Source organism: Mycobacterium sp. E136, assembly GCF_001666865.1.
GTDB lineage: Bacteria > Actinomycetota > Actinomycetes > Mycobacteriales > Mycobacteriaceae > Mycobacterium.
Genome location: NZ_LZJE01000117.1, coordinates 1 through 14,675, shown reverse-complemented (window position 1 = coordinate 14,675; position 14,675 = coordinate 1). Strand labels below are relative to the sequence as shown.

Genomic DNA, 14,675 nt, shown 5'->3' with positions numbered 1-14,675 from the left:
GCACCGAATCCCGTACTTTCTAGCCATGCGGATACTGCTGATCGGCGCGGGCGGTGTGGGTGCCGCGTTCTGTTCCATCGCGGCGCGGCGTGATTTCTTCGACACGATCGTCGTCGCCGACTACGACGAGGCCCGGGCGCGTCGGGCCGCCGAGGCGGTTGGTGATGCGCGGTTCGGCGCCGCGCGGGTGGACGCCACGTCGGCCGAAGCGGTCGCGGACCTCGTCCGCACCCACGGCATAACCCATGTGATGAACGCCGTCGACCCGCGCTTTGTGATGCCGATCTTCGACGGCGCACTCGCCGGCGGCGCCGATTACCTCGACATGGCGATGAGCCTGTCGCGGCGCCACCCCGAGCAGCCGTATGCGCTACCGGGCGTCAAGCTGGGCGACGAGCAGTTCGCCGCCGAACAGCGGTGGCGCGACGCCGGCCGGTTGGCGCTGGTCGGCATCGGCGTGGAACCGGGCCTGTCGGACGTGTTCGCGCGCTACGCCGCCGATCACCTGTTCTCCGACATCGACGAGCTCGGCACCCGGGACGGGTCGAACCTGACCGTCGACGGTTACGACTTCGCACCGTCGTTCTCGATCTGGACCACCATCGAGGAGTGCCTCAACCCGCCGGTCATCTGGGAGGCCGACCGCGGTTGGTTCACCACTGAACCCTTCAGCGAGCCGGAGGTTTTCGACTTCCCCGACGGTATCGGGCCCGTCGAATGCGTGAACGTCGAGCACGAGGAAGTGCTGCTGATGCCGCGCTGGGTCAAATGCAAGCGGGCGACGTTCAAGTACGGCCTCGGCGAGGAGTTCATCGACGTCCTCAAGACGTTGCACAAGCTCGGGCTCGACCGCACCGACAAGGTGAACGTCTCCGGTGTCGAGGTCAGCCCCCGCGATGTGGTGGCGGCCTGCCTGCCCAACCCCGCGACGCTGGGGCCGAAGATGCGCGGAAAGACCTGCGCCGGCCTGTGGGTGACGGGGACCGGCAAGGACGGCAACACCCGGTCGACCTACCTCTATCACGTCGTCGACAACGAATGGTCGATGGCCGAATACGGCCACCAGTGTGTGGTCTGGCAGACCGCGATCAATCCGGTTGTCGCCCTTGAACTTCTGGCCGGCGGTACCTGGAGCGGCACCGGTGTGCTCGGACCCGAGGCGTTCGATGCCGTGCCGTTCCTGGACCTGTTGACGGCGTACGGGTCGCCGTGGGGTCAGAAGGAGATGCCCTAGTCTCGTCCGAGTGCGACTTGTGTGCGCTTAGGCGCGCTCAGCGCAACAGAATGCACACAAATCGCTACAAAGGGTTGAGGATCCGGTCGAGGAACTGGCGGGTCCGCTCCTGTGTCGGGTTCCCGATCACATCGGCGGGCGGACCCTTCTCCAGGATCACTCCGCGGTCGGTGAACAACACCTGATCGGAAACCTGTCGGGCGAACTGGATTTCGTGGGTGACGATCACCAGGGTCCAGCCCTCGACCGCGAGATCCCGGATGACCGACAGCACCTCGCCGACCAGTTCGGGATCGAGTGCGGAGGTCGGTTCGTCGAACAGCACCACCTTCGGCCGCAGCGCCAACGCCCGCGCGATGCCGACCCGCTGCTGCTGACCACCGGACAACTGGAACGGGAACTGGTCCTTCTTGTCGGCGAGCCCGACCTGTTCCAGCAGGGCCACGGCGTCCGCCTCGGCCTCCGCCCTGGGGCGCTTCTGCACGACGACCGGCCCCTCGATGATGTTCTGCAGCACCGTTTTGTGCGGAAACAGGTTGTGGCTCTGGAACACGAACCCGCTCTGCGCCCGGTACGCACGCAGGCGATCCTTGGGCACCGGCCCGGAGAAGTCGATCTCGACATCGCCGACGCGGATGACTCCGGCGTCGGGCAGGTCGAGCGCGTTGAGGGTCCGCAGCAGCGTCGTCTTACCCGAACCCGACGGTCCGATGATCGTCGTCACCGAACCCTGCGCCACCTCGAATGAGACGTCGTTCAGTACGTTGTTGTCGCCGAAGGCGTTCCGTATGCCCTCGGCGCGCACCCGCGATTGCGTCACTTTGACGAACCTTTCCAGCCGTCGCTCGAATCGGCTCTGGCCGAACGAGAGCACCAGACAAATGATCCAGTAGTACAGCGCGGCGGTGCCGTAGAGCGCGAAGAACTCGAACGTCGGCGCCGCGATGTTCTGCGCCGTCCGGAACAGCTCGGTGACCAGGATCGTCGACGCCAGCGACGTATCCTTCACCAGCGAGATCAACGTGTTCGACAGCGGCGGGACCGCAACCCTGGTGGCCTGCGGCAAGATGATGCGCCGCAGCGCCCCAACGTAGTTGAGGCCGATCGTCTCGGCCGCCTCCCACTGCCCCTTCGGGATCGATTGGATCGCCGAGCGGATCACCTCGGCCGCGTAACCGCCGACGTTCAGGCTGAACGCGATGACCGCTGCGGGGAACGGGTCGATCCGCACACCGATTTGCGGCAGCGCGAAGAACACGATGAACAGCTGAACCAGCAGCGGTGTCCCGCGGATGATCGAGATGTAGAACCGCGCCACACCGGCGACCACGATGTTCGCCGACAACCGCGCGAGCGCCACCACCAGCGCGATCACCAGGCCGATCGTGAAGCTGATGACCGTCAACGGGATCGTCTTCTCGATCGCCGCGCGCGCCAGCGGCCACAGGTTGTCTCCGATCAATTGCCAGGTGCCCGTGGGCGCAGCCCTCGACAGGTCGACGTCGAGGTACTTCTTCGAGATCTCGGTCAGCGTTCCGTCGGCGCGCAGTTCCTCGAGTGCCTTGTTCAATTCGGGCAGGTAGCCGCTGTCCTTGCGCGCGGCGAACGCCTGCTCGCTCCGCTCGCCCGTCCTGGCCGCGACCTTGATCGGGGCGTCGGGATGTTCGGCCTGATACGCCAGCACCGTGATGCTGTCGTTGACGACGACGTCGACGCGGCCGTCATTGAGCACGCTGAGCGCTTGGGAGAAACCGTCGGCCGAATCGATCTGCGCTCCCGCGTCACGCGCGACCGTCGCCCAGTTGCTCGTCGGGCTCTGCGCGGCCCGCTTGCCCTTGAGATCGGCCAGCGACCGGACCGAATCGTCGTCGGCCCGTGTCACGATCACGCCCTCGGCCATCGAATACGGGTCGGACAGGTCGTATTTGGCCTTGCGCTCGTCGGTGATCGTCACCTCGTTGGCGACAACGTCGAAGCGGTTGGCCTCCAGGGCGGCGAAGATCGAATCCCACGACGTCTCGACGAACTCGATTCGCACGCCCAGCTTTTCGGCGACGGCACGGGCGACGTCGACGTCGTATCCGGCGAGCTGGCCGCCCTGGCGGGGATCGTGGAACGAGTACGGCGGGTACACGCCCTCGGTGCCCACGCGCAGCACTCCCGCCGATTGGATCGGGTCGTCGTTGTTGGATTCCGATGAACCGCACGCGGCGGCGCCGAACAGCACCGCCGCCGCGAGCAAAAGGGCGGGCAGTGCCCGCCTGAGGTTTCGGTGCACCGGCGGAACCTAATCCACGCGGTGCGGGTCGGGGAAGTGTTCGGATCAGTCGGGGCGATAAACCCACGGCTGTCGCGGTAACCGTTGCGGGTCGAACTCGGCGAGCATGCCCTCGACGTCGCGGGCGCGCCAGCCCAACGACTCACTGATCTGCGCAAGCACCCGCGGTACGCCGATCTCGGCGAGCGTGACCGCGCCGTCGCGCTTGGCCAACCGTGCGCCGTCTTCGTTGAGCACCAGCGGAACGTGGGCGTAGACCGGCTCCGGATGGCCCAGCATCCGAGCCAGATACGCCTGCCGCGGCGAGGAGGGCAGCAGGTCGTCCCCGCGCACCACCTGATCGACGCCCCGGCTCGCGTCGTCGACCACGACCGCGAGGTTGTAGGCAGGCACCCCGTCGCCGCGGCGAACCACGAAGTCGTCGACGATGCCGGTGTACTCACCGTGGAGCACGTCGTGGACGGTGTGCACGATGGCGTCGCTGCGCAACCGCAGCGCGGGCGGACGTCCCGTCTCCGCCCGTCGCGCCGCGCGCTCGTCATCCGTCAGCTCGCGGCACGTGCCCGGGTAGGCGCCCTGCGGTGCATGCGGTGCTCGGGGAGCCTGCGCGATATCCCTTCGGCTGCAATAACACTCGTACAGCAGCCCGCGACCGTCCAGCTCGGCGATGGCGGCGTCATAGCGCTCGGGATGCTCCGACTGCCACTCCACCAGGTCCCAGGTCAGCCCGATCGCGGCCAGGTCGTCCAGTTGCCGCTGCCCGACGTCGGTGAACGTGCGGTCGTCGAGGTCGTCGACGCGCATGAGGAACCGCCGGCCCGTCGAGCGGGCGAACAGCCACGCCAGGATCGCGGTCCGCAGGTTCCCGATGTGCAGATCCGCCGAGGGACTCGGAGCGAACCTGCCTGCGGTCATGACCGCAATCTAGCGGGCACCGCTAGGGGGCTTTTTAACAGTTCTGTCAATGTTGCCTTGGGAACGGTGATTCCGGGTATCCCCCGGCCTGCGCTGGTAATTTGCCTGTGCACCGAGAAACACGGCCCGATGCCGGCGCTCGCCGGGCAGGTCGTGCCCGACGGACGCGAGGAGGCCCGCACGTGGATCCCGATGGTTCCACCAGCCCGCAGCACCAACCCGAGCACGAGGCGCCCTCATCGGGTGACGTAAAGAAGGCGATCGCGGCCTCGGCCGTCGGCAACTACACCGAATGGTTCGACTACGGCCTGTACGCCTACGGGGTCTCCTACATCTCTTCCGCGATCTTTCCGGGCGAGGGAACGACGGCGACGCTGCTGGCACTGATGACGTTCGCGGTCTCCTTCCTCGTTCGCCCCCTCGGCGGGTTCGTCTGGGGCCCGCTCGGCGACCGCCTCGGTCGGCGCCGCGTCCTGGCCATCACGATCCTGGTGATGGCGAGCGCGACGCTGTGCGTGGGACTCGTGCCGAGCTACGCCACGATCGGCGTCTGGGCACCCGTCCTGATGGTGATCCTGCGAATGATCCAGGGCTTCTCGACCGGTGGCGAGTACGGCGGCGCAGCCACGTTCATGGCCGAGTACGCGCCGACCCGCCGTCGCGGCGTCCTGGGCAGCTTCCTCGAATTCGGCACCCTGGCCGGTTTCTCCACCGGTGCGCTGATGATGCTCGGCTTCTCGCTGGTGCTCTCCGACGACCAGATGGACGTGTGGGGCTGGCGGCTGCCGTTCCTCGTCGCCGCGCCCCTCGGCCTGATCGGGCTGTACCTGCGTACCCGGCTGGACGAGACGCCGGTCTTCAAAGAGTTGGAGGACCAGGGCGCGCAGGAGGCGAACGTCTTCGCCGCGTTCCGGGACCTTCTCGCCGAGTACTGGGGGCCGATCCTTCGCCTCGGCGGGCTGGTGGTCGCGCTCAACGTCGTCAACTACACGCTGCTCACCTACATGCCCACCTACCTCGAGCAGTCGATCGGGTTGTCCACCGACATGTCGTTGGTCGTACCGATCATCGGCATGCTCTCGATGATGGTGTTCCTGCCGTTCGCGGGCCTGGCCTCGGACCGGTTCGGGCGCAAACCGGTGTGGTGGGTCTCGTTGATCGGATTGTTCGTCGCCGGGATCCCGATGTTCATGCTGATGTCGACCGGCGTCATCGGCGCCATCATCGGCTTCGCGGTGCTCGGGTTGCTCTACGTGCCACAGTTGGCGACGATCTCGGCGACGTTCCCGGCGATGTTCCCGACGCAGGTGCGCTATGCCGGCTTCGCCATCGCCTACAACGTGTCGACGGCGCTGTTCGGCGGCACCGCGCCGGCGGTCAACGACTGGTTGGTCAACGCGACGGGCGACAACCTGGTGCCGGCCTACTACATGATGGGCGCCTGCATCGTCGGCGCGATCGCACTGGTGAAGAACCCCGAGACCGCGCGCTGTCCGATCAACGGGACCGAGATTCCGGGCACGCCGGAAGCGCCGCCTCAAGAGGCGTACGCGCTCGAGGGCAGCCGCTGACTCACAGGACGGCGTTCACCGCGTCGGACCAGATGCCCGCGGCCTCGTCGATCTGCTCGGCGGTGACGACGAGCGCGGGGATGAACCGCACGACCTGTCCCCACGCCCCGCAGGTCAGCAACAGCAGGCTCCGGCGGGCGGCCTCCTGCTGCACGGCGAGGGCCGTGGCTCCATCGGGTTTGCCTGCGGCGTCGCGGAATTCGGTGCCGATCATCAACCCGAGACCGCGCACATCGGAGATCGCGTCGAACTTGTCGCCGACCGTTTGCAGCGCCTCGCGTAACTGCGCGCCACGTTCGGCGGCGTTGTCGACCAGTCGCTCGTCGGCGATCACGTCCAGGGTGGCCACCGCCGCAGCGCACGCCACGGCGTTCGCGCCGTACGTACCTCCCTGCGAGCCCGGCCACGCCCGCTCCATCAGCGCCGCCGGCGCCGCGATACCCGAGAGCGGGAAGCCCGACGCGAGCCCCTTCGCGGTGATCAGGATGTCCGGGCGCGCGTGCGCGGTGAAGAAGTGCTGATGGCCCCAGAAGCGGCCGGTGCGCCCGAAGCCGGTCTGCACCTCGTCGACGACCAGCAGGATGCCGTGCGCGTCGGCACGCTCGCGCAGGCCGGCGAAGAACCGTTCGTTGGCCGGCACGTATCCGCCCTCGCCGAGTACCGGTTCGACGAAGAACGCGGCGGTGTCGGCCGGCGCGCTGATCGTCTGCAGGAGGTAGTCGAGTTGGTTCAGCGCGAAGTCGGTGGCCTGCTCGACCGGCCATCCGTAGTGGCCCGGGTCGGGGAACGGTGCGACGTGCACGCCTGCCATCAGCGGGGAGAAACCCGAGCGGAATTTGGTGCCGGAGGTGGTCATCGACGCCGCCGCCACGGTGCGGCCGTGAAAACCGCCGTGGAAGACGATGACGTTCGGCCTGCCGGTGGCCTGTCGGGACAGCCGCAGCGCCGCCTCCACCGCCTCGCTACCGGAGTTGGCGAAGAACAGCCGGTCCAGTCCGGAGGGCAACACCTCGCCGAGGCGCTCCACCAGCGTGAGCAACGGGCGGTGCATCACGGTCGTGTACTGGCCGTGGATCAGCGTGGCGACCTGGCGCTGCGCGGCCTCCACGACCCGCGGGTGGCAGTGTCCGGTGCTGGTGACCCCGATGCCCGCGGTGAAGTCGAGATACCGGCGGTCCTGTTCGTCGTAGAGCAGCACCCCTTTGCCGCGGGCGGCCACGACGCCGGTCGCCTGCTTGAGGATCTGCGAGAGCTGTGGGGCTTGAGAGGCCGAGGTCATGGCACGATCCTCAGTGGCTGGCTGTAGATTGTCAACAATCTGACTATTCAAGGAGGCGTGGTGGACCGCGAACGGCATGTGATCGATGCGGTGAACAAGCTGTTGTTCGTCGACGGCAAGTGGGTCGACGCGAGCGAGGGGCGCACCTTCGACGTCGTCGATCCGGCGACCGGGCGGACGTTGTGTGCGGTCGCCGACGCCACCCCGGCCGATGCCCGTGCCGCATTGGACGCCGCGGTGGCCGCGCAGCGGGAGTTCGCCGCGACACCGCCTCGCGCCCGCGCCGACATGCTGATGGCGGCGTTCGAGTTGCTGCACGCTCGCGTCGACGACCTGGCGCTGCTGATGACGCTGGAGATGGGCAAACCCCTCGCCGAGGCGCGCGGTGAAGTCGGTTACGCCGCAGAGTTTTTCCGCCACTTCGCCGAAGAGGCCACTCGTATCGACGGTGGCTACCAGACCGCACCCGCGGGCAATGCGCGATTCCTGATCGCCCGCCAGCCCGTCGGGCCCTGCCTGTTGATCACCCCGTGGAACTTCCCGATGGCGATGGGCACCCGCAAGCTGGGCCCGGCCATCGCCGCCGGGTGCACCAGCGTGATCAAACCTGCGCACCAGACCCCGCTGACGATGTTGGCGCTGATGGCGATCCTCGACGAGGCGGGCGTGCCGGCCGGTGCGGTCAACTGCATCACCGCGATGGATGCGAACGCGGTGTGCGAACCGTTAGTCCGGTCCGGGCTGGCCCGCAAGCTGTCGTTCACCGGGTCGACCCGGGTGGGCCGCATCCTGCTCGAACAGTGCGCCCAGAAGGTGCTGCGGACCTCGATGGAACTCGGGGGCAACGCCCCGTTCATCGTGTTCGCCGACGCCGACCTCGATGAGGCGGTGGACGGGGCGATCGCGGCCAAGATGCGCAACATGGGCGAGGCCTGCACGGCGGCGAACCGGATCTTCGTCCATGCCGCGGTGATCGACGAGTTCGGGCGCCGGCTCGCCGAACGGATGGCGGCGATGACCGTGGGCCGCGGCACCGAGGACGGGGTCAAGGTCGGTCCGCTGGTCGACGAGGCCGCGCTGCACAAGGTGCAGGACCTGGTCGACGACGCGGTGGGCCGCGGCGCCCGCGTATTGACCGGCGGCACACCGGTTTCCGGCGACGGCTACTTCTATGCGCCGACCGTGCTGACCGGTGTCCCGCGCGACGCCCGGATGTCCGGTGAGGAGATCTTCGGCCCGGTGGCTCCGTTGACGCCGTTCGAGACCGAGGACGAGGTCGTCGCCGCCGCCAACGACACCGAATACGGACTGGTCGCCTACGTGTTCACCAACGACCTGCGGCGCGCACTGCGGGTCGCCGAGGCGCTCGAGACCGGCATGGTCGGGCTGAACCAGGGCGTCGTGTCCAATCCCGCGGCGCCGTTCGGCGGCGTCAAGCAGTCGGGCCTCGGCCGTGAGGGCGGCTCCATGGGCATCGACGAATTCCTGGAGACCAAGTACGTCGGTATCGCCCTGTAGGGGTCAGGCGCCGCGCGACACCCGAGCGATCAGCCGGTCGACGGCGTCCTCCATGTGCGCGATCAGCAGCTTGTCGGACAGCTGCACGTCGCCGGCCCTGATCGCGCTGGCCAGCGCCTGGTGTTCGACGACGCGGTCGCTGGGGTTGTCATAGGTGTCGGCCAGCGCGTGCACGCACATCCGCGTCTCGACGAGGTACGTCTGGTGCATCCGCGACAGCCGCGGGCTGCCCGCCAACTCGACCAGTCGCTCGTGGAAGCGGATGTCGGCCTCGCTGCCTTCCTCGACGTCGGCGGCCGCCGCCATCTCCTCGACGATCTCCAGCAGTTCGTCGCCCGCAGATGCGTAGTCGCCCTGCAGGATCCGGCGGGTCGCGGCGCGTTCGATGGCCTCGCGTGCGAGGTACATGTCGGACGCCACGTCGGGCGTCATGTCGATCACGAACACCCCGCGGTTGCGGATCGCGATCAATAAGCCCTCCTGGGTCAGCCGCTGCATACCCTCGCGCAGCGGCCCGCGGCTGACGCCGAGCTTGCGGGCCAGGTCGGCCTCGATCAGCTGCGTGCCGGGGGCCAACTCGCCGTGCGCGATCGCCTGCCGCAGCTTGTCGGCGACGATGCTCGGCGTGGACTCCTGCTCGACGGGCGCGAGGAACTCGGTCACCGGGCCTCCTCGAACAGGCGGCCCAATCCGGGGATGGCGGGCGCTCCGCCGGCGAGTTGCAGACCCTTCCACACCGTCACCTGGTTGGCCGTCAGCACGGGTTTGCCGACCGCGGCCTCGAGCCGATCGACGATCGCCAGTGTGTGCATCGCGGTGTCGGGCACCAGCACGGCCTCCGCGTCGGGGTGATCGGCCGCGGTGACCATCTGCTCCACCCGCTCGGGCTCCAGCGTGCCGACTTCGGCGGCCGTGATGATCCCGTGGCTGCCCATCGCCACCACCTCGACCCCGTCGGCGGCCAGGAACCGCACGAAATGCTCGGCGACGTCCTGCGGGTACGACGCGGCCACCGCCACCCGTCGGATACCGAGGTGGCGCAGCGCGTCGACGAACGCTATCGAGGTCGAGGACGCCGGAACTCCCGCCGCCGCAGCAACTTTCGCGGCCTGGTGGCGCGCGCCCTCGGGACCGAACACAAAGCTGCCCGATGTGCACGCCCACATCACTGCGTGCGGGTGCTCGTCGGCGAGTTGACGCACCCCGTCGGCGAGCCGGGCGTCGCCACCGAGATCGAGCAGCGCGTCGACCCGGTGCGCGTCCTCGCCGACGGAGGTGATGACCACGGGAAGGCGCAGTGGCCCCGCGACGCGGGCCTCCAGCGCCGGGAAATCGTCCTCGGCGCTGCGCCCCGGGTAGAGCAGTCCTACGGTCGCCATTACGGCCCCTTCGATCGGCAGATTGTCGACAATGTTAACAACCGGCAGGTCGACGCCTACGCCTCCAACAGGCGCTGGCCCGGCCCCACGGCCTTGCGCCCCGCGACGCGCAGCGCCGCCCACATCGTCACCTGGTTGGCCGTCACCACCGGCTTCTGCAGCTCGGCCTCCAGCTCGGCGATCAGGTCGTAGGTCGGCAGGTTCGTACAACTGACGACGATGGCCTCGGCGTCGGCGACGTCGGTGGCGCGGACCAGCTCGGCGGTCTCCGAATACGGCACCGCCCAGATCTGCTCGGTCAGGCCCAGGCCGGAGGTGGCAACCACCTCGATACCGGCCTCCATCAGGTACTTGGTCAGGCCGATCGTCAGATCCGACGTGTACGGGGTGACGGTGGCAACGCGGCCGACGCCCAGGTGGCACAGCGCCTCGAGCATCGAGCCGCTGGTGGTGACCGCTGCAGGCGCACCGGCCGCCCGCATCGCCGCCACCAGCGCGGCCTCGCCGGCCATCCCCTTGACGAAGCTGCCCGCGGTGCACGCATACGCGGTGACGATCGGCGAGACCGCCAGCACGTTGGCCGCACCCGCGACCACGTGTTCGGGATCGGAGATGTGCACCGCCATGTCGACGGTCACCGGCAAGGGGGCGTACCTCAGCCGGGTGACGTAGAGGCTGACGTCGTCGGGCACCCAACGCCACAGTTCGCGGTCGAGCGCGAAGTCGTACGGAGTGACTACGCCTATGCCTACCTGCTGCAATGGTGGGGGCGGCACCAATTCCCCGATCCTCATTTGCACAGTGTGAGGCCAGAAGACCAAACCAGCAACAGATTGTTGACAATCCTACGGCGTGTCCCTAGCTTGGGGGCGTGCCAGCCCCGGGGGAGAGCGTGCAAATCGCGTCGTCGTCGCAGGTCAGGGATGGTTCCTCCGAGCCGGTGATCGCCGTCCTGTGCGAAAAATCCACCGATCGCCCGCCAGGCGTCGAGCGTGTCGGCGCCGAGATGCGCTACTGCACCGCCGAGGACCTCGCTTCGGCCGTCCGCGGAGCCCGCGCGCTGTTGGTGTGGGACTTCTTCTCGACCGCGGTGCGCGACGTGTGGAGCGACGCCACCGACCTCGAATGGATCCACGTCACCGCGGCCGGCGTCGACACCCTGCTCTTCGACGAACTGCGCGACTCCGACGTCGTGGTGACCAACGCGCGCGGCGTGTTCGACCGGCCCATCGCCGAATACGTGCTCGGCGCGGTGCTCGCCCACGCCAAGGACAGCCGCACCAGCTTCGCGCTGCAGCGCGAGCGTCGATGGTCTCACCGCGAGACCCGCGGCATCGCGGCGGCCCGTGCACTCGTGGTCGGCACCGGCAGCATCGGCCGGGAGATCGCCCGCTTGCTGCGGGCCGCGGGCATGCAGGTGCGCGGCGCGGGCCGCGTCGCGAGGGCGGACGACCCCGACTTCGGCGACGTGGTGGCCAGTGCGGGCCTGGCCCATGAGGTCGGCTGGTGTGATCACCTGGTGCTCGCGGCGCCGCTGACGTCGGCCACGCGCGGCCTGGTGGACGCGTCGGTGTTGTCCGCGATGAAACCCGACGCGCATCTGGTCAACATCGGACGGGGTCCGCTAGTGGAGGAGTCGGCACTGGTTTCGGCGTTGCGCGACAACCGGATTGGCGGCGCGACGCTGGACGTGTTCGACACCGAACCGCTGCCGACCGACCATCCGCTGTGGGACGCTCCCAACGTGACGATCACCGCGCACATGGCCGGCGACGTCGTGGGCTGGCGGGAGACGCTGGCCGAGCAGTTCGCCGACAACGCGCGGCGCTGGCTGGCGGGGGAGCCCTTGGTGAATGTGGTGGACAAAAAGCTCGGCTACATCCCGAGCGGAGCCGGAAGGCCGGCGACCTCGGGACGTGATTCGCGATGATCCCGACCGCAGCCGAACTGGTGCAGGGCTACCGCGCCAAGACCATCTCTCCGGTCGAAGCCACGCAGGAGGCGCTGGCCGCAATCGATGCATACGACGGTGCGGTCAACGCCTACGTGCTCGTCGACCCCGAGAGTGCGCTGGCCGCCGCCCGCGCGTCGGAGGCGCGCTGGCACGCCGGGGAACCGCTCGGCCCCGGAGACGGGGTGCCGGCGTCGATCAAGGACGCGCTGTGGACCAAGGGATGGCCGACGCTTCGCGGCAGCTGGCTCATCGACGAGGCCGGTCCCTGGGACGAGGACGCACCCTGCACCGCGCGACTGCGCGAGACCGGTGCGGTGCTGCTCGGCAAGACCACGACACCGGAGTACTCGTGGAAGGGCGTGACCGACTCGGAGCGCTTCGGCCTCACCGGCAACCCGTGGGACCCCACGAAGACGGCGGGCGGTTCGAGCGGCGGCAGCGCCGCGGCGGTGGCCCTCGGCATGGGGGTCTGGTCGGTCGGGACCGACGCGGGCGGATCGGTGCGGATCCCGGCGGGGTTCACAGGAACCGTCGCGCTCAAGCCGACGTACGGCCTGATCCCGCACTATCCGCCGAGCCCGTTCGGCACGCTGGCGCATCCGGGTCCGATGACGCGGACCGTGGTCGACACCGCCGCGCTGATGGACGTCATCACCGGTTTCGACGCCCGCGACTGGTCGGCGATGCCGACGCCGCGCGAGTCGTTCCTTGCCGGCCTCGACGACGGTGTCGCGGGTCTGCGTGTGGCGTTCTCACCGAGGCTCGGCTACGTACGCAACGACCCGGAGATCGACGCGGCGGTACGGGCCGCGGTGAACGTGCTGGCCGACGCGGGCGCCCGGGTCGAGGAGGTCGACCCCGGCTTCCGCGACCCGATCGAGGCCTTCCACATCCTGTGGTTCTCGGGGGCGGCGAAGGTGTTGCAGGCCTACGGCGAAGCGGTCGACGATCGCGTCGATCCCGGGTTGCGCCGGATAGCCGCGGTGGGTGCGACGTTCTCGGCGTCGGACTACCTCGACGCCACGGCCGTGCGGATGCAGCTCGGGCAGGTGATGGGGCGATTCCACCGGGACTACGACGTGCTGGTCACCCCGACGCTCCCGATGCCCGCCTTTCCCATCGGCCGCGACGTGCCCGAGGGTTGGCGGTCGCACTACTGGGCGAGCTGGACGCCCTACACCTACCCGTTCAACATGACTCAGCAGCCCGCGCTGAGCGTGCCGTGCGGCTTCACCTCCGCCGGGTTGCCGATCGGGCTGCAGATCGTCGGCCCCAGGCACTCCGATGCGACGGTGCTGCGGGTGGGTCGCGCACACGAGATGGCCACCGACTGGCATACGCGTACACCGGCAGTGATGACACAAGGAGTTCGATGAGCAGGCTGATCACCGTGTCCCTCGACAAGCGCGACGTCCGCTGCACCGCGCGCCTGCTCGACGATGCGGCACCACGCACGTGTGCCGCGGTGTGGGACGCGTTGGACGAGCGCCCACTGTCGTCGCAAGTGTTCCACGGAAAGTACGCCCGCAACGAGATCTACACGCTGCTACCGGCTTTCGCTACGGCGGACCCGGGCAGGGAAAACACCACCGTGACGCCGATCCCCGGCGACCTGTGCTGGTTCTCGTTCGACTCCGACCAGCTTGGCAACCCGGCCTACGGCTACGAGAACTCCACCGGGACCGGCACCATCGGTGCGATCGTCGACCTGGCGCTGTTCTACGGCCGCAACAACCTGCTGATCAACGGGGACCAGGGTTGGGTGCCGGGCAACGTGTTCGGAGAGGTCATCGAGGGCCTCGACGAAATGGCCGAAGCCTGCCAGGACCTGTGGATGGGCGGTGTGCGCGGAGAAACCCTGACCTTCGCGCGCGTTGCGGGTTGAGGCTCCGCGCTACAGCGGCTGCAGGCTGACCGGTTGTTCGCTCTCGCCGGGGTTGGGATCGTTGCAGGAACCGGCTTTCCACGCGTAGCGAAGGCTGCCCGCCAAGGTCGCCGGGTCGAACGAGTACGTCAGATCGGCTGGGCCGGTAGTGCCGTCGGCACACGGACGCCCGTTGAAGACGTCGTGACGTTCGATGGTCCATGGGCCGTCTGCCTGCCTACCGATCTGCGCGATCATTCCCGTCGAGCTCGAAACCGTTCCGCCGCAACGGCCTTCGGGGTGACACTGGGTGGTGATGGCCCACGTGTTCGACGTCGGCCCGTTGACGAACCGGAATTCGCCCTCCAAGCGCCCCTGTGCTGCCGCCGGTGCGGCCAATCCGACCGCGGCGCCGGCGAGCACCACCGCCGCGGCCGTCGCTCGTGTGATCGCCATGCCCGCAGCATCACACGTCGGGCGCACCCGGGTCGGCGAGTTGACGAAAGTCACCGCGGTCAGCCGAGGCCGGGAACGATGTCGCGCAGCGCGAAGGTGACCGGTTGCTCGAGTTGCTCGTAGGTGCACGAGCGGGGGTCGCGGTCGGGGCGCCACCGCCGGAACTTCACGGCGTGGCGGAAGCGTTGTGCGGCGCCGCCGTTGCCCTCCATCTGGTCGTAGGCGAC

Annotated in this window: 13 protein-coding genes and 2 pseudogenes; 6 read left to right on the top strand and 9 right to left on the bottom strand. The window is 68.5% G+C overall.

Annotated features, from left to right (window positions below; genetic code table 11):
• Positions 1-25: 25 nt before the first annotated feature.
• Positions 26-1,234, top strand: a complete 1,209-nt coding sequence (locus A5698_RS08285) for a saccharopine dehydrogenase family protein (protein WP_068295470.1) — start codon at positions 26-28, stop codon at positions 1,232-1,234.
• A 64-nt stretch (positions 1,235-1,298) separates the two neighbouring features.
• Here the strand turns inward: A5698_RS08285 and A5698_RS08280 are convergent, their stop codons facing one another.
• From A5698_RS08280 to gluQRS, 3 genes and pseudogenes are all read right to left on the bottom strand, one after another.
• Complete coding sequence (locus A5698_RS08280) at positions 1,299-2,054, bottom strand: amino acid ABC transporter ATP-binding protein (RefSeq protein WP_068295499.1); 756 nt, start codon at positions 2,052-2,054, stop codon at positions 1,299-1,301.
• A 3-nt stretch (positions 2,055-2,057) separates the two neighbouring features.
• Positions 2,058-3,512, bottom strand: a pseudogene (locus tag A5698_RS27895) (ABC transporter permease subunit); the annotation flags it as partial.
• Between the two features lie 45 nt (positions 3,513-3,557).
• Complete coding sequence (gluQRS, locus tag A5698_RS08275) at positions 3,558-4,427, bottom strand: tRNA glutamyl-Q(34) synthetase GluQRS (RefSeq protein WP_068295468.1); 870 nt, start codon at positions 4,425-4,427, stop codon at positions 3,558-3,560.
• A gap of 260 nt (positions 4,428-4,687) precedes the next feature.
• Here gluQRS and A5698_RS08270 point away from each other — a divergent pair, with 260 nt between their 5' ends.
• Positions 4,688-5,998 (top strand): MFS transporter, encoded by a 1,311-nt coding sequence (locus A5698_RS08270; protein WP_231967343.1) that lies wholly within the window; start codon positions 4,688-4,690, stop codon positions 5,996-5,998.
• A 1-nt stretch (position 5,999) separates the two neighbouring features.
• Here the strand turns inward: A5698_RS08270 and A5698_RS08265 are convergent, their stop codons facing one another.
• Positions 6,000-7,277 carry an aspartate aminotransferase family protein gene (locus A5698_RS08265; protein WP_068295464.1) on the bottom strand — a complete coding sequence of 426 codons (1,278 nt, stop codon included), beginning with the start codon at positions 7,275-7,277 and terminating at the stop codon, positions 6,000-6,002.
• Positions 7,278-7,337: 60 nt separating this feature from the next.
• On the opposite strand from A5698_RS08265, the gene A5698_RS08260 reads away from it, so the two are divergent.
• The gene (locus A5698_RS08260; protein WP_231967340.1) at positions 7,338-8,795 is read left to right on the top strand and encodes an NAD-dependent succinate-semialdehyde dehydrogenase; all 1,458 of its coding nucleotides are present in this window, start codon (positions 7,338-7,340) and stop codon (positions 8,793-8,795) included.
• Positions 8,796-8,798: 3 nt separating this feature from the next.
• Here the strand turns inward: A5698_RS08260 and A5698_RS08255 are convergent, their stop codons facing one another.
• Genes A5698_RS08255 through A5698_RS08245 form a run of 3 tightly spaced genes read right to left on the bottom strand, consistent with a single transcriptional unit; the run spans position 8,799 to position 10,968 of the window.
• Positions 8,799-9,458: a GntR family transcriptional regulator gene (locus A5698_RS08255; RefSeq protein WP_067086655.1), complete on the bottom strand. Its 660-nt coding sequence runs from the start codon at positions 9,456-9,458 to the stop codon at positions 8,799-8,801.
• Positions 9,455-10,174 (bottom strand): maleate cis-trans isomerase family protein, encoded by a 720-nt coding sequence (locus A5698_RS08250; protein WP_197506707.1) that lies wholly within the window; start codon positions 10,172-10,174, stop codon positions 9,455-9,457. Before A5698_RS08250 ends, A5698_RS08255 begins: the two co-directional genes overlap by 4 nt.
• 56 nt (positions 10,175-10,230) lie before the next feature.
• Positions 10,231-10,968, bottom strand: coding sequence for a maleate cis-trans isomerase family protein (locus A5698_RS08245; protein WP_197506706.1), 738 nt, complete (start codon positions 10,966-10,968; stop codon positions 10,231-10,233).
• A 104-nt stretch (positions 10,969-11,072) separates the two neighbouring features.
• On the opposite strand from A5698_RS08245, the gene A5698_RS08240 reads away from it, so the two are divergent.
• Genes A5698_RS08240 through A5698_RS08230 form a run of 3 tightly spaced genes read left to right on the top strand, consistent with a single transcriptional unit; the run spans position 11,073 to position 14,013 of the window.
• A complete protein-coding gene (locus A5698_RS08240; protein WP_502688889.1) occupies positions 11,073-12,104 on the top strand; it encodes a D-2-hydroxyacid dehydrogenase in 1,032 nt (343 codons plus the stop codon).
• On the top strand, positions 12,101-13,504 hold the full coding sequence (locus tag A5698_RS08235; RefSeq protein ID WP_068295454.1) for an amidase: 1,404 nt from the start codon (positions 12,101-12,103) through the stop codon (positions 13,502-13,504). Before A5698_RS08240 ends, A5698_RS08235 begins: the two co-directional genes overlap by 4 nt.
• Positions 13,501-14,013, top strand: a complete 513-nt coding sequence (locus tag A5698_RS08230; RefSeq protein WP_068295451.1) for a DUF3830 family protein — start codon at positions 13,501-13,503, stop codon at positions 14,011-14,013. The genes A5698_RS08235 and A5698_RS08230 overlap by 4 nt, the downstream gene beginning before the upstream one ends.
• Positions 14,014-14,022: 9 nt before the next feature.
• On the opposite strand, the gene A5698_RS08225 is transcribed toward A5698_RS08230, so the two are convergent.
• Positions 14,023-14,448, bottom strand: coding sequence for a hypothetical protein (locus tag A5698_RS08225; protein ID WP_068295448.1), 426 nt, complete (start codon positions 14,446-14,448; stop codon positions 14,023-14,025).
• A gap of 59 nt (positions 14,449-14,507) precedes the next feature.
• Positions 14,508-14,675: pseudogene (gene ligC / locus A5698_RS28520) on the bottom strand (ATP-dependent DNA ligase); the annotation flags it as partial.

Coding starts and splice junctions, on each gene's coding strand:
- A5698_RS08285 (WP_068295470.1), top strand. CDS start 26: ATGCGGATACTGCTGATCGGCGCGGGCGGTGTGGGTGCCGCGTTCTGT.
- gluQRS (WP_068295468.1), bottom strand. CDS start 4,427: ATGACCGCAGGCAGGTTCGCTCCGAGTCCCTCGGCGGATCTGCACATC.
- A5698_RS08265 (WP_068295464.1), bottom strand. CDS start 7,277: ATGACCTCGGCCTCTCAAGCCCCACAGCTCTCGCAGATCCTCAAGCAG.
- A5698_RS08250 (WP_197506707.1), bottom strand. CDS start 10,174: ATGGCGACCGTAGGACTGCTCTACCCGGGGCGCAGCGCCGAGGACGAT.
- A5698_RS08245 (WP_197506706.1), bottom strand. CDS start 10,968: ATGAGGATCGGGGAATTGGTGCCGCCCCCACCATTGCAGCAGGTAGGC.
- A5698_RS08235 (WP_068295454.1), top strand. CDS start 12,101: ATGATCCCGACCGCAGCCGAACTGGTGCAGGGCTACCGCGCCAAGACC.
- A5698_RS08230 (WP_068295451.1), top strand. CDS start 13,501: ATGAGCAGGCTGATCACCGTGTCCCTCGACAAGCGCGACGTCCGCTGC.
- A5698_RS08225 (WP_068295448.1), bottom strand. CDS start 14,448: ATGGCGATCACACGAGCGACGGCCGCGGCGGTGGTGCTCGCCGGCGCC.